Origin of the sequence: Nostocoides jenkinsii Ben 74, assembly GCF_001046875.1 — a bacterium.
In the GTDB taxonomy this organism is placed as follows: domain Bacteria; phylum Actinomycetota; class Actinomycetes; order Actinomycetales; family Dermatophilaceae; genus Nostocoides_A; species Nostocoides_A jenkinsii.
In genome coordinates, this window is the sequence record NZ_HF571038.1 from 1748696 (window position 1) to 1766584 (window position 17889).

Annotated in this window: 17 protein-coding genes and 1 pseudogene; 5 read left to right on the forward strand and 13 right to left on the reverse strand. The window is 69.5% G+C overall.

Annotated elements, in window-relative coordinates; genetic code table 11:
- Window positions 1-19: 19 nt before the first annotated feature.
- Window positions 20-592, forward strand: a complete 573-nt coding sequence (locus BN13_RS08140) for a type II toxin-antitoxin system PemK/MazF family toxin (protein ID WP_084733937.1) — start codon at window positions 20-22, stop codon at window positions 590-592.
- Window positions 593-626: 34 nt separating this feature from the next.
- Here BN13_RS08140 and BN13_RS08145 read toward each other — a convergent pair whose 3' ends face one another.
- The 9 genes and pseudogenes from BN13_RS08145 to BN13_RS08185 form a co-directional block, all read right to left on the reverse strand.
- Entirely contained in the window at window positions 627-1661 is a 1035-nt protein-coding gene (locus BN13_RS08145; RefSeq protein WP_235433981.1) for an ABC transporter ATP-binding protein, read from the reverse strand.
- Complete coding sequence (locus BN13_RS08150) at window positions 1658-3181, reverse strand: ABC transporter permease (protein WP_235433982.1); 1524 nt, start codon at window positions 3179-3181, stop codon at window positions 1658-1660. The genes BN13_RS08145 and BN13_RS08150 overlap by 4 nt, the downstream gene beginning before the upstream one ends.
- An 80-nt stretch (window positions 3182-3261) precedes the next feature.
- Complete coding sequence (locus BN13_RS08155) at window positions 3262-4335, reverse strand: extracellular solute-binding protein (protein WP_048545915.1); 1074 nt, start codon at window positions 4333-4335, stop codon at window positions 3262-3264.
- Between the two features lie 112 nt (window positions 4336-4447).
- Complete coding sequence (locus tag BN13_RS19975) at window positions 4448-4741, reverse strand: DNA glycosylase AlkZ-like family protein (RefSeq protein WP_048545916.1); 294 nt, start codon at window positions 4739-4741, stop codon at window positions 4448-4450.
- A gap of 14 nt (window positions 4742-4755) precedes the next feature.
- A pseudogene (locus tag BN13_RS20220) lies at window positions 4756-5481 on the reverse strand (DNA glycosylase AlkZ-like family protein); the annotation flags it as partial.
- On the reverse strand, window positions 5481-6473 hold the full coding sequence (locus BN13_RS08170) for an NAD-dependent epimerase/dehydratase family protein (RefSeq protein WP_048545920.1): 993 nt from the start codon (window positions 6471-6473) through the stop codon (window positions 5481-5483). The pseudogene BN13_RS20220 and the gene BN13_RS08170, both read right to left, overlap by 1 nt.
- Before the next feature lie 92 nt (window positions 6474-6565).
- Complete coding sequence (gene rpsT, locus BN13_RS08175) at window positions 6566-6826, reverse strand: 30S ribosomal protein S20 (protein ID WP_048545922.1); 261 nt, start codon at window positions 6824-6826, stop codon at window positions 6566-6568.
- A gap of 259 nt (window positions 6827-7085) precedes the next feature.
- Window positions 7086-8063: a DNA polymerase III subunit delta gene (gene holA / locus BN13_RS08180; protein ID WP_048545924.1), complete on the reverse strand. Its 978-nt coding sequence runs from the start codon at window positions 8061-8063 to the stop codon at window positions 7086-7088.
- Between the two features lie 52 nt (window positions 8064-8115).
- Complete coding sequence (locus BN13_RS08185) at window positions 8116-10389, reverse strand: ATP-dependent DNA helicase (protein ID WP_048545926.1); 2274 nt, start codon at window positions 10387-10389, stop codon at window positions 8116-8118.
- 112 nt (window positions 10390-10501) lie between these two features.
- Here BN13_RS08185 and BN13_RS08190 point away from each other — a divergent pair, with 112 nt between their 5' ends.
- Window positions 10502-11395, forward strand: a complete 894-nt coding sequence (locus tag BN13_RS08190; RefSeq protein ID WP_048545928.1) for an alpha/beta fold hydrolase — start codon at window positions 10502-10504, stop codon at window positions 11393-11395.
- 28 nt (window positions 11396-11423) lie between these two features.
- On the opposite strand, the gene BN13_RS08195 is transcribed toward BN13_RS08190, so the two are convergent.
- The 4 genes from BN13_RS08195 to BN13_RS08210 all read right to left on the reverse strand — a co-directional run bounded on the left by BN13_RS08195 (window position 11424) and on the right by BN13_RS08210 (window position 14534).
- Window positions 11424-11801, reverse strand: a complete 378-nt coding sequence (locus BN13_RS08195) for a VOC family protein (protein WP_048545932.1) — start codon at window positions 11799-11801, stop codon at window positions 11424-11426.
- Between the two features lie 78 nt (window positions 11802-11879).
- On the reverse strand, window positions 11880-12959 hold the full coding sequence (locus BN13_RS08200) for a hypothetical protein (protein WP_235433983.1): 1080 nt from the start codon (window positions 12957-12959) through the stop codon (window positions 11880-11882).
- Between the two features lie 134 nt (window positions 12960-13093).
- Window positions 13094-14092 carry an LLM class flavin-dependent oxidoreductase gene (locus BN13_RS08205; protein ID WP_268806956.1) on the reverse strand — a complete coding sequence of 333 codons (999 nt, stop codon included), beginning with the start codon at window positions 14090-14092 and terminating at the stop codon, window positions 13094-13096.
- A gap of 46 nt (window positions 14093-14138) precedes the next feature.
- A complete protein-coding gene (locus tag BN13_RS08210) occupies window positions 14139-14534 on the reverse strand; it encodes an MmcQ/YjbR family DNA-binding protein (RefSeq protein WP_048545937.1) in 396 nt (131 codons plus the stop codon).
- A gap of 71 nt (window positions 14535-14605) precedes the next feature.
- Between BN13_RS08210 and tdh the strand changes: the two genes are divergently transcribed.
- Genes tdh through BN13_RS08225 form a run of 3 tightly spaced genes read left to right on the forward strand, consistent with a single transcriptional unit; the run spans window position 14606 to window position 17832 of the window.
- Entirely contained in the window at window positions 14606-15652 is a 1047-nt protein-coding gene (tdh, locus tag BN13_RS08215; RefSeq protein WP_048545940.1) for an L-threonine 3-dehydrogenase, read from the forward strand.
- 3 nt (window positions 15653-15655) lie between these two features.
- Window positions 15656-16891 carry a glycine C-acetyltransferase gene (locus BN13_RS08220; protein WP_048545943.1) on the forward strand — a complete coding sequence of 412 codons (1236 nt, stop codon included), beginning with the start codon at window positions 15656-15658 and terminating at the stop codon, window positions 16889-16891.
- On the forward strand, window positions 16888-17832 hold the full coding sequence (locus BN13_RS08225) for an oxidoreductase (RefSeq protein WP_235433984.1): 945 nt from the start codon (window positions 16888-16890) through the stop codon (window positions 17830-17832). Before BN13_RS08220 ends, BN13_RS08225 begins: the two co-directional genes overlap by 4 nt.
- The last annotated feature ends 57 nt before the right edge of the window (window positions 17833-17889 follow it).

Below are 17889 nucleotides of genomic sequence, written 5' to 3' on the forward strand. Positions count from 1 at the left end.
ACGTGATGGCGCGATGGTGATGGATCAGGTCCTGGCTCGCCTCGCCCGGATACTGCGGATCCGGCCGCGCCCGCACCAGGCACGCTCCACCGTGCCGTCAGTTCGGGCAGATCGGCCGGGCGCCAGGAGGGCTAAACGACAGGGCGGGGAGTTCGCCAGCGATGCAGCCAGCGCTTATCCCGGCGATTTCACCGGGCCCTTGCCGCCGCTGAGCTATACGCCACGGCGCGATGAGCTGCCGGATCCCGGCGAGGTTGTGTGGGCCGAGGTGCCCTTCCAAGAGGACCACACCCGATCCAAGGACCGACCCGTTCTGGTGATCGGGAATGACGGACCGTGGCTGCTCGCCCTGCCCTTGACCAGCAAGGATCACGACCGTGACGCTGCGCAGGAGGCTGGCGAAGGTCGCTACTGGATCGACATCGGCGCCGGCGACTGGGACCACCGCCGTCGCCCGTCCGAGGCAGCGCTGCACCGGATCGTCCGGCTCTCACCCGCGAGCGCGCGCCGCATCGGTGGCCAGATCTCGCAGGCACGCTTCGAGAACGTGGTTGCGGCTCTGCAGCGCCACCACCGGCTTCCGGCTAGCTAGCAACGCCAGCCGTCAGCGCGGCCGCGGGTCGGCGTCAACGGGGGTAGGCGCGGACCGGACCGACGACATACAAGTGCACCTCGTCCTCCAGCGGCGGGCGGCCAGCGACGCGGGCGCGGACCACAGAGCCGTCGGACAACTCGATTGCCAGGAGGGAGTCGTGCCCGAAGTACTCGCGACCTCGAATCACCCCCGCCGTGCCCCCGACCCCCGCAGGGCCACCGCCGCCGAGGCGGAGTTGTTCGGGCCGCAATCCAAGCGTGACCGGGCCCTCGCGAAGCCCTGGTTCCGACACCACGTCCACCTCCCCCAGCGCGCAGTGGGCCCGACCGGCGACGAGATCCCCAGGCAACTCGACCAACTCGCCGAGGAAACGCGCGGTCCCGAGATCTGGGGGTGCTTCATACGCACGAACTGGACTGTCGTGCAGGGCGATTCGACCGCCTTGCAGGACGGCGACAGAGTCCGCCATCGACAAGGCTTCGTCCTGATCATGCGTCACCAGCAGCGCGGTCGCACCCGCCGCGGCCAGAGCGCTCCGGACCTCCGCGCGCAGATTCCCGCGCAGGGTGGCGTCGAGGGCGGCGAAAGGTTCGTCGAGGAGCACCATCCCCGGAGCGGGCGCGAGTGCCCGGGCAAGCGCAACCCGATGCTGCTGACCGCCCGAGAGTTCGTGCGGACGGGCCTGGGCAGAGCCCGCGAGTCCGACGAGGTCCAGCAGCTCCGAAACCCGGCTCGAGCGGCGCTCGCGGCGCGGCAGGCCGAAGGCGATATTCGCGGCGATATCGAGATGTGGGAAGAGCGCACCCTCCTGCGGCACCAAGGCCACTCCCCGAGCCTCGGGCGCCAGCACGTGGCCAGGCCCCACGAGCACGCGCCCGCCGAGGCGGATCGTGCCGCGCCTCGGCGTCACGAAGCCCGCAACCGCCCGCAAGAGCGTGGTCTTGCCGCACCCGCTCGGCCCGAGGATCGCGGCGAGGGTGCCCGATTCCACCTCAAGGTCCACGCCATCAAGGACGGTGCGCTCCCCCAGGTCGACCTGCAGCCCCCGAATCCCCAGCCGGCTCACGCCCCAACCTCCTGACCAGCACCCTCGGCGGCCCCGCGATTGGCCTCGCCCCATGCCCCGGTCGCGCGCATCAGCGCGATCGTCGGCAGCACGGCCAGCAGGACGAGCAGGAGCGCGTAGGGCGCGGCGGCGGCATACGCCCCAACTCCCGTGTGACTCCACAGCCGGGTGGCCAGCGTGTCGGCTCCAGTCGGCCGCAGGAGCAAGGTCGCGGGGAGTTCCTTCATCGCGGTGAGGAGCACGAGGGCGGCTCCCGCGCCGATGCCGGGGGCCGCGAGCGGCAGCGTGACGCGCCGCAAGACCTCGCTGGGTCGCGCCCCGAGCGAGCGCGCAACCTCCTCGATCCGTGGCGAGCTGAGCGCCACCGAGGCGCGCACGGAGGCGACGGCGGCGGGGAGGAAGAGCACGACATAGGCCAGCACCAACAGCGGGGTGCGCTGATAAAGGCCCGGGAGCACCCGGATGCCGAGGAAGACGATGGCGAGGCCGACGACCAGACCGGGCAGAGCGTGGGCGGCCCAGATCGCCTGTTCCACACCGGTCGCGAGGCGTCCGCGATGCCGGGCCGCGAGGACCCCGACCGGGATGGCGGCGATGGTGGCCGCCACGGCGCCTAGGCCCGCGAACCAGGCAGTCGCGCCGAGGGCGGGCAGCAAACGATCCCATTCGAGACCGCTCGAGAGGCCGGTCGCGAACCAGAAGAGCAGTGCGGTCAGCGGCACTAGGAGCGCGAGCCCGAGCACGGCATATGCCGCGAGACTCGCAGCAATCCTGGCGCGCCCCAACGGAAGTCGAGCCGGTGGGCGGGCGCTGCCCCCTCCGACGCTAGCGACCTCACGACGCCGCGCCAGTCGCTCACCCACCGCCAACAGCACCGTGATGAGGACCAGCAAGAGCCCGAGCACGGCCGCCGGGGTGCGATCGAAGCTGGCGCTATAGGAAGTGTGGATGACGCGGGTGAAGACGTCATAGCGCAGGATCGAAACGGCGCCGAAATCGCTGAGTGCATAGAGCGCGACGAGCAATCCGCCCGCCGACGCCGCGGGGATGACGCGCGGCAGCGTCACCGCGCGCAGGGCCGACCAGGGGCCGCGTCCGAGGGTCCGCGCAACCTCCTCCGCGCCGCCATCACTCTGGCGCAGCACCGCGAGCACGGGCAGGTAGACGAAGGGATAGCAGCACAGCGTCAAGACCAGCACCGCGCCGCGGAAGCCGGACATTCCGGGCAGCCAGGAGATCCACGCGAAGGCGGCGACATAACTCGGGACCGCGAGCGGTAGGGGCGCCACCGCCGCGAGCAGGCGACGCCCCGGCACATCGGTGCGCGCGACCAGAACCGCCAGTCCGACACCGATGACGACACATCCGGCGGTGACGGTCGCGGCGAAGGCGAGGCTGCGCCCGATGAGCGCAAAAGTCCGCTCTCGCAACAGGATTGCCGCTACCTGACCGCCACCGGCCTCACTCGCGCGGATGACGAGATAGACCAAGGGAATCAGGGCAAGCGCGGCGACGCCCACCGCCGGCAGGGTCAGCTGCCAGGGTGGGCCCGCCGTATGCCGTCGCGCCCGGACGCGGGGACGCTCGGCCGTCCTGGTGCTCAGGTCAGGCCCACCTCGTCGAGCATGCCCAGGGTCACCTCGAGACTGTCGAGCTGGCCGAGATCGATGCCGGCACTGGTCAAGGAAGCGAGATCCGGCAGGTCATGCTTGTCGGTCGTGACGCCGGTTAAGACGGGATATTCCGCGGTCTCGTCGGCGAAGTATTGCTGCGCTGGCTTGGACGTCAGATAGGCCACGACCTTGGCGGCCGCGTCCTGCGTGTCGCTGGACTTCAGCACACCCACGCCCGCGACATTGATCAGGGCGCCCGGGTCGTCCGCGTTGAGGAATCGGATCTTGGCGTTGACTGCATCCGCGCCCTTCTCGGCGACCAGCTCGTGCCAGTAGTAATGGTTGATGAGCCCGAGGGATACATCGCCGGAGTCGACCGCCGCGAGCACCGCGCCATTCTTTTCATACGCCTGGGGCGAGTTGGCCTTGAACTTCGTCAGCCAGTCCTTGGCACCGGCCTCGCCCTTGGTGACACGCAGGGCGGTGACGAAGGAGTGGAAGCTCGCGTTGGTCGGGGCGAAGCCGATCTTGCCCTTGTACTTCGGGTCGAGGATCGCGTCGATGCTGGTAAAGGTCTCCGCCTCCGGCGCGCTCGCCGGGTCATAGGCGACGACGCGGGCGCGGGCGGAGGTGGCGACCCAGGCACCGTTCGCGTCCGCATACCCCTTCAGGACCGCGCCGGTGGTGGACGAATCGAGGGTGCGCAGGCGGCCGGCCTTGGCGAGCGCGCCGAGCGCCCCGGCGTCCTGGCTGAAGAAGACATCTGCCGGGCTGCGGTCGCCCTCTTCGAGCAGCTGCGCGGCCAGGGCGCTCGAATCGCCATAGCGCACATCGATTTTGGTGCCAGTGGCCGACTCAACCTGGCTCAGCAGCGGCCCGACGAGGGCCTCATTGCGCCCTGAGTAGATCGTCACCATTTGCTGGGCAGCGGCCGTCGAGCCGTTGGAGGTGGTGGTGGAGCCGGTCGAGCCGGTGCTCGATTCTGTCGTGGAGTTCCCGCAGGCGGAGAGCAGCAGGGAACCGGCGAGGACAGCGGTGGCAGTGGACGTCTTGCGCATCATGGGAGGAACCTTCCGAGCGGGGGAACGACTCGGACAACCATAGTTAGGTAAGGCTTACCTAATCAAATCGCCTGTCCACGCCGTGACGGAGAGCACTTTCTCGTGTCGCGATCTAGGGCAGCCGACGACCGGCGAGGAGTGCCACGGCATAGGTCGAGGGCACCCGATCACCGTCCACGAAGGCGATCAGCCGTTGCCGCGCTTCCTCCACGAGATCCAGGTGATGACGAGGCAGCTTCTCCCGCAGCATGATTCGCACCTCGCCCGCCGGGTCCTGCGACCAGCCGCCGACAATCCGGCCGTCGACCCAGACCGTCGGCACGGCATTGCCGACGCTGTCGAAGAGGTATGCCGTGTGGTCTGTGTGAGTGCGGCGCGCACGGCGGTCTTGGTCGCGCCGAACCACCAGACGATGTCTTCCTCAGTGCCTGGCCCGAAGGTGCGCAGCCACCGACCCACCAGCAGGGCGTATGCCGCCCGCGCGTCCGGCAGCTCCGGCTCGGCACCGAGCCAGTGCCGCATCGTGGTCCAGGTCGGTTTCGAGGTGCGCCAATGCGTGGCATTCGCGCCGCGCGTCACCCGGCCCTGGACCGCCAGAACGCCGAGCACGCGGGGTCCGATGGCGACATTCTGCCCCCATTTCGTGCCGATAGTCACGGGGACGGTTCCGGCGATCCGCGGCAGCGCAGCCCGCACGTCAGCCGTTGTGAGAACCTACGCGTCCAGCAGCTCGAGGACCTCGGATTCCGCTGCAGCAAGCCACTTTTCGCCATCCTCGACCAAGCCGGCGGCGACCAGTTCCTTGGCCAGCCGCCGGCGCTCCGGGCCCGCGACCCGCTGCCCCGGGCCCGCGATCACCGCGGGCAGCAGGGCACGATCGACGGCGAAGAGCGTGCGCCGCATACTCAATTGCTTGACCAGCGAGCGGTCCTGGTTCAGCGCGGCATCGACGTCCTCGACGCTCAGGCCGCGGGTGCGCGCGTGGATCGCCAGGTGCACGGATGGCAGCTCGGTGGCGTGCCAGGCCGTCATACCCGCCGTCGCGGACGCGATGCTGGAGAAGGCGCAGCCGGGGCCGAGTCCGTGCCGGACAGCCAGGCGGGCTCGGCCTTCCGCGTCCGAGATCTCCCGGACTGGCGCGGGCATCAGCGCACCCGGGCGACCAACTGGTCAAAGTAGGCATCAAGGTCGTGGTCGACCTCCGGCGTGTGCTCACGACGCCACCGAATGATCTCGCGGGCACCCTGAGCCAAGGTCGTTCGCGCGTGCCAGCCCGGTGCAAACGAGCGGGCCTTGGTGTTGTCGAAGAGCATCGAGTTCGCCATATCGCCGAGCAGTGGGCCCGTCAGGTCGGGGCGGGCCGCGCACAGCGTGTCCGAGGCGACGTGCACCAAGTCGGCGCCGACCCCCGCGACGTCCGCGAGCGTGGTCACGATCGCATTCAGCGGCAGAGCGTCGTCCCGGGTGAGGTGCACTGCTTCCCCGTATGCCGCGGGGTTGCCCAGCAGGGGCACGAACCCCCGCGCGACGTCGCGGGCGTGGGTGACGGTCCACAGCGATGTCCCGTCGCCGGGGACCACCACCGGGGCACCGCGCAGGAGCCGCTCGGCCGTAGTCCAGCCACCGAAGAGCGGCGGGGAGGTCTCGTCATACGTGTGGGAGGGCCGCACGATCGTCATCGGCAGCCCCTCGTCGCGGTAGCGGCGGACCAGCAGGTCCTCGCAGGCGATCTTGTTGCGCGAGTAGTCCCACATCGGGTTGCGCAGCGGCGTCGACTCGGTCACCGGTAGGCGGGCCGGCGGGGTCTGATACGCCGAGGCCGAGGAGATGAAGACGTAGTGCCCGACGCGGCCGCGGACCTGCTCCAGCGACTGCGCGACGTTGTCCGGATGGAAGGCGAGGAAATCGGCCACGACGTCGAAGCGCCGCTCCCCCAGCGCGTGCGCGACGGCCCCAGAGTCCCGGACGTCGGCCTGGAGCAGCTCGATACCCTCCGGCAACATCCGGCTCCGAGTCTGGCCACGATTGAGCACGCTGACCCGGTGCCCGGCGGCAACAGCCTCGCGGACACACGCCGCACTGATCACTCCGCTGCCGCCATAGAACAGGATCGACAGTGCCGCGCCGGGATCAACCATGAGGGTGGACGCTACCTCGCGACTCGGCAGACAACGACGAGGCCCCCGTCACCTTGTGGGTGACAGGGGCCTCGTGCCGGAATCGGGACGCCTCAGAGAGAGGCAGCCTTCTTCGCCATGGCCGACTTCTTGTTGGCGGCCTGGTTGGCGTGAATCACGCCCTTGCTCACGGCCTTGTCGAGCTTCTTCGACGCCGTCTGCAGGGCGGACTTCGCCGCCTCCGCGTCGCCAGACGCAACGGCCTCGCGGAACTTGCGGACCCAGGTCCGCAGCTCGCTCTTGACGGCCTTGTTGCGCTCGGTGCGGGTGCGGTTGGTCTTGATCCGCTTGATCTGGGACTTGATGTTCGCCACAGGTGATCTTTCTAGAGGTTGGTCGGTATGCCGTTGAGGGCGGCAGGTCGTCTCGGGACAGGCGTGGGGGTACCTTGCGTGAGCCGACCTGGGTGGTGCTGCGATGCGCGCACGACCATGCGCGCACGCAAGCGTCAAGCCTACCGGCACGGGCGGCTCCCCACGAAATCCGGCACGCCTCCCTGGCTTATGCCGCGTGGCCCCGTCCCGATCCCGTGCCTCCTCGCCGTGCCTCCTCGTATGCCGTGCCTTCCCTCCGTCAGCCCCCGTGCTCGGCGGCGATGGTCAAGATGGCGCGCTCCACGGCATACACCGGATCGCGGCCCCCACCCTTGACGTCGAAGTCGGCCGCGGCAACGGCTTGGATGCACCGGCCGAGGGCCGCGCCGTCCCAGCCCCCGAGGGCACGGCGGGCACGGTCGACCTGCCAAGGGGCCATCCCCAGCTCGCGGGCGAGGTCGGCCGAGCGGCCCCGGCCGGCGGCGCCGACTTTGACCAGCTGGCGCAGTTGTCCGGCGAGAACGGCGACGATCGGGACCGGGTCGAGGCCGGTGGCGATGGCGTGTCGAAGGAGACGGAGGGCCTCGCCAGCGTCGCCGGCGATGGCGGCGTCGGCGACCCGGAAGCCGGTGGCCTCCACCTTGCCACCGTGGTAGGTCAGCACGGCCCGGTCGTCGATGGTTCCTTGGGTGTCGTCGATCAGTTGCTGGCACGCGGAGGCGAGCTCGGCGATATCGCTGCCGACCGCCTCCACGAGCGCGCGAATCGCGTCGGGGGTGGCCTTGCGACCTGCCCGCCGAAACTCGTTGGCGGTGAAGTCTTGCTTGTCGCGATCGGATTTGATGGCCGGGGCGTCGATGACCCGGGCGCGGGCGGACTTCAGCGCGTCGATGAACTTCTTGCCGCGGGCGCCGCCTTTGTGCACGACGAGCAGGGTCAGCTCCTCCCCAGCATCGGGGATGACCGCCAGCAAGTCCGACTGGAAAGCCTCATCGCCCTCGTCGCTGTCGTGGATCACCACGACCTTGGCCTCGCCGAACAGGCTAGGACTCGCCTGCATCGGCAATGTGCCAGCCTCGTAACTCAGCGCCGACACCTTGATGACTTCGGTCTCCGGCGCGGCGTGCTTGATGTCACCGAGCACCTGGGCGACCGCGCGCTCGCTGAGCACCGACTCCGGCCCGTGGACGAGCACCAGCGGGGGCACTCGGCTCGGGACCGCGACGGTGTCACTCATGGCGTCAGCCTGTCATGTCGCACCGACAGCCCACCCGATCCGGTTGCCCGCATCAGTCGCCGAAACTAAACGCCTCTTGGCTGGACACTTCCAGGCCAAGCCCATCCAGCCGCGCTTGGACAACCTCGGGAGGCAGTTCCAACGACTCCGCCAGCTCCTCCAGGCTCAGCCCCATCTCGATGCCGTCGCGCAGCTCTTCGTCGTCCTGCTCCGACCAGGGATGCCCGAGCGTCACAGCCGTGCGCGCGTTGGTCGGTGCCGGCGGATCGGCGGCGACGGGCGAGGCATGAGCGGCCCCCTCCTCGTCGGCCCGCTCGCCCGCGTCACCGGCTGGATCCGGGACGGCGCCACCGAGGGTGCGCTTGGCCGGCTCGGCGACGGGCCGCGGCGGCGGCGCGTTCTGGTCGAGGCGGCTGAGGGCCTGCAGCACCAGCGCGCGATCGGTGGTCGGCCAAAACGGCGGCAGGGACTTCTGCAGGAACCCCGCATAGCGCGCCGTCATCATCCGCGAGTCCAGGAACGCCACAACGCCGCGATCGTCGGCGCTGCGGATCAGCCGGCCGGCGCCCTGCGCCAGGCGCAGCGCCGCATGGGTCGCCGACACCGCCATGAACCCATTGCCGCCCATCCGCCCGATCGCCTCCGTCCGAGCGCTGGCCAGCGGGTCGTCCGGGCGCGGGAAGGGAATCCGGTCGATCAACACCAACTGACAACTCGAGCCGGGCACGTCGACGCCTTGCCACAGCGTGAGCGTTCCGAACAGACAGGTGGTCGGCTCGCGCGCGAACTGGCGCACCAGCGTCGGCACCTGATCCTCCCCTTGGCACAGGATCTCGATGCCGCTGTCGCCCAATCGATCTCGCATCGCCTCGGCCGCCTCGCGGGCTGCTCGCATCGAGCTGAACAACCCCAGCGTCCGCCCACCGGCCGCCCGCACCAGGGCTTCGATCTCGTCGAGCGCCGCGTCGGACAACCCGCTGCGACCGGGCGGCGGCAGGTGCGCCGCGACATACGCGATGGCCTGCCCGCGGTAGTCGAACGGGCTGCCCACATCCAGCCCCGCATACGCCGGGGCCTCGGCGCCCCGCAACCCGATGGTGCCGGCGAGCGCGTCGAAAGTTCCGCCCAACTCCAGGGTCGCCGACGTGAGCACCACGGTGCGATCGGTGAAGATCTTGTCGCGCACCAGCATCGCCACGCTCATCGGCGCCACGCTCAGGACCGGCCCGCGCCGCGGATCGACGCGACTCCACAACACGTCGAGTTCGCGCTCCTCAAGAATGCGCGCCGCGTTGTCGAAGACCTCATCCACCGCCGCGAGCGCCATCTGCCGCGCACCGTCGACGGTCTCCCCCGGCGGCGGCTTGAGCTCGCCCTGCACGGTCCGCGCCGCGTCGCGCACCGTCGCCAACGCCAACGCCAACTGCTCCGGTATGCCGTCCACCCGGCTCTCCGGGAGCCGCTCCAGGGCGGCTTCGAGAGCGGCCGCGCAGTCCTCCAGAACCTCGGCCGAGTCCACGCGGCCCGCCTTGCGGGCGGCGGCCCGCACCATACCGGCCGTGAGTTCGTCGGTGATCGTCGAGGTGACGCGGTCGACGAGTTCGTGAGCCTCGTCGATGACGAGCACCTCGTGCTCGGGCAGCATGAACCGGCCCTCGAAGGCGTCGATGGCCATGAACGAATGATTGGTGACCACGACGTCGACGCCCTTTGCCACCTCCCGCGCGCGCTCGACGAAGCACTCGGCCACCATCGGGCAGTTGCCGCCCAGGCACTCCTCGGCACTCACGCTGACCTGGCGCCAGGCCCGCTCCGAGACACCCGGCACGAGCTCGTCGCGGTCGCCGGAGTCGGTCTGCTCCGCCCACTCGCGCAGACGCACCACCTCGCCGCCGAGACGAGAGGAGGACGCCGCGGAGTCGCCGATCTCGAACAGCGCCGCCTCGTCCTCGTCCGGGAAGCCACCGACCAGCTTGTGCTGGCAGACGTAGTTGCGTCGGCCCTTGACCAGGGCGAACCGCGGCCGACGGCCAAGCAGCGGCGTCAGGGCGGTCGCGAGCCTGGGCAGGTCGCGGTCGACGATCTGGCCCTGCAATGCCAGCGTCGCGGTGGCGACGATGACGGGCTTGCCGGAGTCGGCGGCGTGCAGGACCGCGGGCACGAGGTAGCCGAGCGACTTGCCCGTCCCCGTGCCGGCCTGGACCAGCAGGTGCTCTTCCTTCTCGATGGCCTCGGCCACGGCGGCGGCCATCTGCTCCTGCCCCGGACGCGGGCTCCCCCCGAGCGCCGCGACGGCGACGGCGAGGGCTTCGGTGAGGCTCGGCATACGGGCAACTGTATGTCGCACCCCCGACATCACCCGGCCGGTTATCCACAGGTGATCTTGGTCGCCCCGCGCTGCCGCCGGGAGCGCCGGTGTGGATGGTTTGATGGGCGGTATGCCTGAAGCGGACGTCAACGGAATACGGATTCACTTTGAGGAGCGCGGCGAAGGTGAACCCATGCTGCTCGTCATGGGCCTCGCGACGCAGCTCATCGCCTGGCCCCCGGCGCTGCTCGACGCGCTGGTCGACCATGGCTTCCGGATCATCCGCTTCGACAATCGCGACATCGGCCTGTCCTCGAAGATGGACGACGCCGTGCCCCAGCGCAAGGACGTCCTGCGCAGTCTGGCCGGACGTCGCCTGGCCAAGAGCGAATACCTGTTGGGCGACATGGCGGACGACGCCGTCGGGCTCTTGGACCACCTCGGCATCGAGTCTGCCCACGTCGTGGGCGTCTCGATGGGCGGCATGATCTCGCAGGAGCTCGCCATCGACTACCCGACGCGGGTCCGCTCGCTCTGCTCGATCATGTCCAATACGGGCAACAAGCGGCAGGGCCGCCCGGCGACGTCGATGTATCCCGAACTGCGCCGCACGATGATGCAGCCGCGACCGACGGACCGCGAGGGCGCGATCGCCGCGGGGCTGGACGCGTGGCGACAGATCTCCGGGCCGATGTTCGACGAGGCCGAGGTGCGGGGCATGATCGAGGAGGCCATCAGCCGCGACCCGGACCCGTATGGCCGGATCCGTCAACTCATCGCGATCAACGCGAGCCCGGACCGGACCGCCCGCCTGCGCGACCTGCGCATGCCGACCCTGGTGATCCACGGACTGCTCGATCGCCTCGTCTCACCCAGCGGTGGTATGGCTACCGCAAGGGCCGTTCCCGGCTCTCGCCTGCTGATGTTCCCCGACATGGCCCACGACCTGCCGCGCAACCGCATCGGCGAGATCGCGGACGCGATCGCCCAGAACGCCGCCCGCGCCTCGGTCCCGGTCGCCTAGTCGCGCGGCCGGGCCGGCCGCTCGAAGGTCAGCCCTGCGGGGCGCCGTGGCAGACCGCTTCGATGTTGTTGCCGTCCGGGTCACGCACAAACGCACCGAAGTAGCCGGGGTGGTACTCGGGCCACACCCGCGGGGCGTGTAGGCTCTCGGCGCCCAGCTCCATCGCCTTGTCATAGAACGCCCGGACCGCCTCGGCGTCGGGCGCCGCGAAGGCGACGTGCATCTCGCGGTTGGGCTCGGCGCCCGGCCACCGGCTGATCCAAAAGGTCGGTTTGCCCTCGGAGCCGTAGCCGATGGCGACGCCGAAGTCCATCAGGCGGCTGTGCCCGAGCACGCCCAACACACCGTCATAGAAGCGGCAACTGGCCTCGAAGTCACTGCAGTTGATGCCGAAGTGGTCGATCATGGCCGCATCCTGTCACCTAGCACCGACAGGGTCCGCAGGCGGATCAAGGGGTCGGGCCACTCCGCAGCGCGGATCGGATCAGAAGGGCACCGACGTCCAGCTCAGCACCGGACCCGTGGCGCCGCTATTGGCCGTCACCAGCAGGAACGAGCGGACATTCTGGTCGCCGTCGACGGTGATGCGCTGCAGCTTGGTGGAGTAGCCATTCACGCCATAGATCGACAGCCACTTCGACCCGGACTGGAGTGGGTTGTCGACGTTGTACTCGTGGCTGTCACCGTTGAACAGATACACCTGACCGCGGAACTGGTTCGCCTGCGTGATGAGGGTCTGGACCAGCGGCTTGTAGGCCGTGAGCTTGGCCGGAACCGGAGTGTGGGTCGGGTCGAACATATCGACGTGCAGGACGATGACCACGGCCTTGGCGCCCGTGTCCTTGGCCTGCTGGAAGGCCGCCGCGATGGTGTGCGTCGCGCTCCCCATCCGCTTGGTCTCCTCGGCTCGCTGGGCCGGCGTGACGTTGTTGCGACCGGTCCACACCTCGAGGTCGTCGTTGGCGCCGACGCTGTGCACCACGACATACACAATCCCGTCGCGGGCGAGCCGGACGTTCTCGGGGAAGCCGCTGGAGGACTGGCTGGAGACCGGCAATGGAGCCTTGCCGAGGGTCCGGCCCGGGGTCGGATACATCACCGAGCGGAGCTTCGCGAGCCGCTCCAGGGGGTTATAGCTGCCTGACGCCTTCTGGTGGCAGTCGGCCCACTCGTTGTCTCCCGGGGTATAGATCAGCGCGGTGTTGAACCGGTTGAACAGCGTCAGGATCTTGGTCATGTAGTAGCTGTCGCACCGGCGGGCCGATGTCTTGATGTCCCCGACGTGGAAGGTCATGACCGGGTTCTGGGCGTTGATCTTGCTGATCCAGGCCGGCATCTGCGCGAGCTGGGTCGAGCCATAGGGCATGTCCCCGATGACCGCGAATCGGTATGGCGTGGCCTTTCCGTCCGCCGGCACCGCCCCGAAGGCGGTGCTCACCGAGGCGGCGCTCGCCGGGACAGTGCCCGCCGGTGCGACCGAGGGCGCGGGGCTGGCCTGGGCCGGCAGGAAGGTGGCCAACGCGGCGACGGCAGCAGCGGCGGGGGCGAACGAACGAACACGCATGAAGGGGCTCCTGGCTCACGGGAATTGGGGCGATTGTGCAACCGCCATCCCGTCCCCGTCCACCATCGAGGCGGTGGGCGGGGTCGGGCGTGGGGCTGGCGTGGGGGCGGGGTCGGGCGTGGGGGCTGCGCCGGTCACGGCAAGGACGCCACCACGTCCAGAGTTGTCTGCCGAGCCGTGAGCTCCGGCGCGGGATTTGTCAGCATCAGCTCGTCGGCACCGGCCAGCGCCCGGAAGTCCGCCAGGTAGCTGGCAACTCCGGCGCCGTCGCCGACCGCCGTGTAGGTCATCATGTGCCGCGCCTGGGCGCCCACCGGCGAGTCCAGAAGCTCGTCGATAGCGGCGTCGTCGAGGCGCGCGGCATACGCCGGGACGCGGGCAGCGAGCATCCGCACCCGCGAGCGCAGGACTCGGTCGGCGATCTCCTGCGCGACCACGGCGTCCGGGTCGGCGATGACATTGAGCGCGGCAATCGCATACGGCTCGGCCAACTGGGCGGACGGGGTGAACCCGGATCGGTAGGCCTGCATCGCCGGGACGAGCGCGTCCGGCGCGAAGTGGCTGGCGAAGGCATACGGGAGGCCGAAGGCGGCGGCGAGCTGCGCGCCATACAAGGAGGAACCGAGGATGTAGAGCGGGACCCGAGTCCCGGCACCCGGGTGGGCCGACACGGTCGGGATCAGCGACTCCCCCGCGAGATAGCCCTGCAACTCGCGGATGTCGCTCGGGAAGTCGTCGGAGGCGCGCGGGTCGCGCCGAAGGGCACGCAGCGTGACCTGGTCGGTACCGGGAGCGCGCCCAAGTCCCAGGTCGATGCGACCGGGGTGGAGTTCGGCGAGCGTGCCGAACTGCTCGGCAACGATCAGGGGCGCGTGATTGGGCAGCATCACGCCGCCGGCGCCGAGCCGGATCGAGGTGGTGTTGGCGGCGACGTGCGCGATCAAGACGGCGGTCGCCGCGGAGGCGATGGTCGGCATGTTGTGGTGCTCGGCATACCAAATGCGGGTGAAGCGCCCGGTCGCCTCCGCATGCTGGGCGAGGGCAAGACTGTCCCGCAACGCCTCGGCCACCGGTTGCCCGCGGCGAACCATCGCCAGATCGAGCAGGGATAGTGGTCCCAGGGAGTCGCTCACTCCCCCACCGTATGCCGCGCCGCTCACCCTCGCGGGGTCGGGCAGGTCAGCGGGAGTTGAGTTCGGCGACCCGCTTGGCCGGCGCGGTCAGGCGGTAGGACGCGTCCATCAGCTCCCCAACCTCGGCCCAGTCAGGCTCAGCGTGGGTCAGATCGAGCGCGAGCCAACCGTGGGCTCCGACATAGGCGGGGACGTGGATGCGGGGGTCGTCGAGGAGCGCGGCACGCTCCGCCTCCTCGGGCCGGAAGACCAGAGAGCGGCGCAGCGCCCAACTGTCGTGATCGCCCTTGACGGGCGCGCCGTACTGACAGAAGACCTTGACCGTGAAGAAGGTCGGCGTTCCGTGGGAGATCTTCTCGTCGGCGCCGGGGAAGGCCAGGGCGAGGTCCCGAACCCGGTGGAGCAGCGGGTCGTCGTCGTGGAAGCGCGCCGGATGGGTCACGTGGTCATTGTCGCCGGTCGGCGACGGCCGGCCGCGGCATACGCTGGGCGGGATTGTCGAGGAGGACTGCCATGCGCGCACTGGTGAAGACCACGGCCGGACCGGGGTTGGAGTTGATCGACGTCCCCGAGCCCCGGTGCGGACCAAGCGACGTCAAGGTCCGCGTCCTGCGCGCCGGGCTGTGCGGCACCGACCTGCACATCCACGACTGGGACGACTGGGCGGCATCCACGGTGAAGGCTCCGCTGATCGTCGGGCACGAGTTCTTCGGCGAGGTGGTCGAGGTCGGGGAGGACGTCCCTGCGGACATGGTGGCCGTCGGCGATCGCATCTCCGGCGAGGGGCACTTGGTGTGCGGGCACTGCCGCAATTGCCGCGCCGGCCGAAAACACTTGTGCATCAACACGATCGGAATCGGCGTTAACCGTGACGGCGCCTTCGCCGACCTGATCGTGCTGCCGGCGAGCAACGCCCACGTGCAGCCGGCGGGATTCGATCCTGATCTGGGTGCGATCTTCGACCCCTTCGGCAATGCCACGCACACCGCGTCGCAGTGGCCGATGGTCGGTGAGGATGTGCTGATCACCGGCGCCGGACCGATCGGGGTGATGGCGGTCGCGATCGCGCGGCATGTCGGCGCCCGGAATGTCGTGGTCACCGACCTGTCGGACTACCGGCTCGCCCTGGCGCAGGCGGCGGGTGCGGATCTCGTCGTCAACAGCGGACGCGATCGGGTGCGCGATGCGCAGCGCACGCTCGGGATGAAGGAGGGCTTCGACATTGCCCTCGAAATGTCCGGGGCACCCGCGGCCGTCGAGGAGATCATCGACAACCTCAACCACGGCGGGCGGGTGGCGCTGCTGGGGCTGCCCAAACGGCCATACGCCGTGGATTGGGGAAAGGTGATCACGCATATGCTGACGATTCGCGGGATCTATGGCCGGGAGATGTTCGAGACCTGGTACGCGATGGGGGCCATGCTCACCACCTCGACCACCCTCGCCGAGCGGATCGCCTCGGTCATCACCCACCGCGTTCCCGCGGCCGACTGGGCGCAGGCGTTCGAGATCGCACGATCGGGCCAATGCGGCAAGGTCGTCCTCAACTGGGAGGAATAGTCCATGTATGCCGAGATCAAAGACGAGTTGGCGGCCACGCTGACCGAGATTCGCGACGCGGGGTTGTGGAAGGACGAGCGGCGCCTGACGACGGCCCAGTCGGCGCACATTGCGACGTCCTCGGGAGACGCACTGAACTTCTGCGCCAACAACTACCTGGGGCTCGCCGACCATCCCGAGGTGGTGGCCGCCGCCCGAGATTCCCTGCAGGAGTGGGGATTCGGTATGGCGAGTGTCCGCTTCATCTGTGGCACCCAGGCCCAGCACGCGGCCCTGGAAGCGGAGCTGTCGCGCTTCCTCGGGACCGAGGACACGATCTTGTATTCGTCGTGCTTCGACGCCAATGGCGGGGTCTTCGAAGTTCTCTTCGGCGAGGGCGACGCGATCATCTCGGATGAGTTGAATCACGCGTCCTTGATCGACGGGATTCGGCTGTGCAAAGCGGCTCGCTTTCGCTATCGGAATGCCGACATGGCCGACCTGCGTGCGCAGCTGGTGGCGGCTGCCGCGGCCGGGGCGCGCCGGGTCGTAGTCGTCACCGACGGGGTGTTCTCGATGGATGGCTCGTACGCTCCGCTGCCGCAGATCTGCGATCTGGCCGAGGAGTTCGGCGCGCTGGTGATGGTGGACGACTCGCATGCGGTCGGGTTCATCGGGCCGACCGGCGCCGGAACGCCGGAGCTGTTCGGCGTTCGGGACCGCGTCGACATCGTCGGTGGGACGCTGGGCAAGGCGCTGGGCGGGGCGTCGGGCGGCTATATCGCCAGCCACCGCGAGGTGGTGTCGCTCCTGCGGCAGCGCTCGCGGCCGTATTTGTTCTCCAACGCAGTGGCGCCGAGCGTGGTGGCCGGGTCGCGCACCGCATTGCGGCTCGCGCACGATTCCAGCGAAGGCCGGGAGCGGCTGCGGGCCAACGCCTCGTTATTCCGTTCGTTGATGTCGGACGCCGGGTTCGAGCTGCTTCCGGGCGAGCACCCGATCGTGCCGGTGATGTTCCGCGGCGACGACGGCGCTCGATTGGCCAGTCAGATCGCCGACGCGATGCTTGCCGAGGGGGTTTATGTGATCGCGTTCTCGTATCCGGTGGTGCCCAAGGGCGCCGCGCGGATCCGGGTGCAACTGTCTGCCGCGCACAGCGAGGCCGACATTCGCGCGTGCGTGACCGCCTTCGTGGCTGGCCGTGACTCGGTGGTTGGGCATGACTCGGTGGTTAGCTCGGAATCGGGAGCGTCCGCGTGATCCCGTGGATCGGGGCTCGGGCGGGGGCCGCGCGGTGGACAATCAACGACATCGCGGACCAGAGTGGCCGCGTAGTGGTCATCACCGGCGCCAACTCCGGGATTGGGCTGCAGGCGGCAACGGCGTTGTGCGCCAAGGGCGCTCACGTGATCTTCGCCTGCCGGACGGTCGCGAAGGCGGACGCTGCCCGGGCCTCGCTGCCCGGCAGTCACGAGACGCGGGAACTGGATCTGTCGGACCTCGACTCGGTTCGGCGCTTTGCTGGCGAGATGGCCGGAGTCAACCTCGACGTCTTGATCAACAACGCCGGAATCATGGCCGTGCCCCAGGCGCGCTCGGCGCAGGGCTACGAGCTGCAATTCGCCACCAATGTGCTCGGCCATTTCCTGCTCACCGGGTTGCTGCTCGGGCAGATTCAGGACCGCGTCGTCACGCTGTCCTCGCAGATGCATCGGGTAGGGCGGCTGGACCTGGCCGACCTCGGTGGTGAGAAGCGCCCCTATCGGGCGTGGGCGGCATACAGCCAAAGCAAGCTGGCGAACTTGATGCTCGCCCTGGAACTTCAGCGCCGCCTCGACGCCGCCGGCTCGCCGGTGATCTCGGTGGCGGCCCACCCGGGCTACGCCGCGACGAACCTCCAATCCGGCGGCGGGCCGCTGCAGAGCCTCGTCATGGGGCTCGGCAACCGCCTCCCCTTCTTCGCCCAGTCGGCCGAGATGGGAGCGCTACCCACGCTGTATGCCGCGACCGTCCCCGACCTCCCGGGCGGAAGCTATGTCGGGCCAGACTGGCCCGGGGAGATGCGCGGCCACCCCACCCTGGTGGGGACCTCGGCCGCCGCGCAGGATCGGCCACAAGCCCGAGAGCTGTGGGCTCGCTGCGAGCAGCTGTGCGGCCACGTCATCGACGTGGCGGAGATCGCGGCGACGCATCCGGCCTGATCAGGGCGTCGAGGATGGCGGCTCCGGGTATGGCCGTGCGGGGCCGGTCGTCGCGAT

Coding starts and splice junctions, on each gene's coding strand:
- BN13_RS08190 (WP_048545928.1), top strand. CDS start 10,502: ATGCCTGAAGCGGACGTCAACGGAATACGGATTCACTTTGAGGAGCGC.
- BN13_RS08220 (WP_048545943.1), top strand. CDS start 15,656: ATGTATGCCGAGATCAAAGACGAGTTGGCGGCCACGCTGACCGAGATT.
- holA (WP_048545924.1), bottom strand. CDS start 8,063: ATGAGTGACACCGTCGCGGTCCCGAGCCGAGTGCCCCCGCTGGTGCTC.
- BN13_RS08195 (WP_048545932.1), bottom strand. CDS start 11,801: ATGATCGACCACTTCGGCATCAACTGCAGTGACTTCGAGGCCAGTTGC.
- BN13_RS08185 (WP_048545926.1), bottom strand. CDS start 10,389: ATGCCGAGCCTCACCGAAGCCCTCGCCGTCGCCGTCGCGGCGCTCGGG.
- BN13_RS08200 (WP_235433983.1), bottom strand. CDS start 12,959: ATGCGTGTTCGTTCGTTCGCCCCCGCCGCTGCTGCCGTCGCCGCGTTG.
- BN13_RS08155 (WP_048545915.1), bottom strand. CDS start 4,335: ATGATGCGCAAGACGTCCACTGCCACCGCTGTCCTCGCCGGTTCCCTG.
- BN13_RS08140 (WP_084733937.1), top strand. CDS start 20: ATGGATCAGGTCCTGGCTCGCCTCGCCCGGATACTGCGGATCCGGCCG.
- BN13_RS08170 (WP_048545920.1), bottom strand. CDS start 6,473: ATGGTTGATCCCGGCGCGGCACTGTCGATCCTGTTCTATGGCGGCAGC.
- tdh (WP_048545940.1), top strand. CDS start 14,606: ATGCGCGCACTGGTGAAGACCACGGCCGGACCGGGGTTGGAGTTGATC.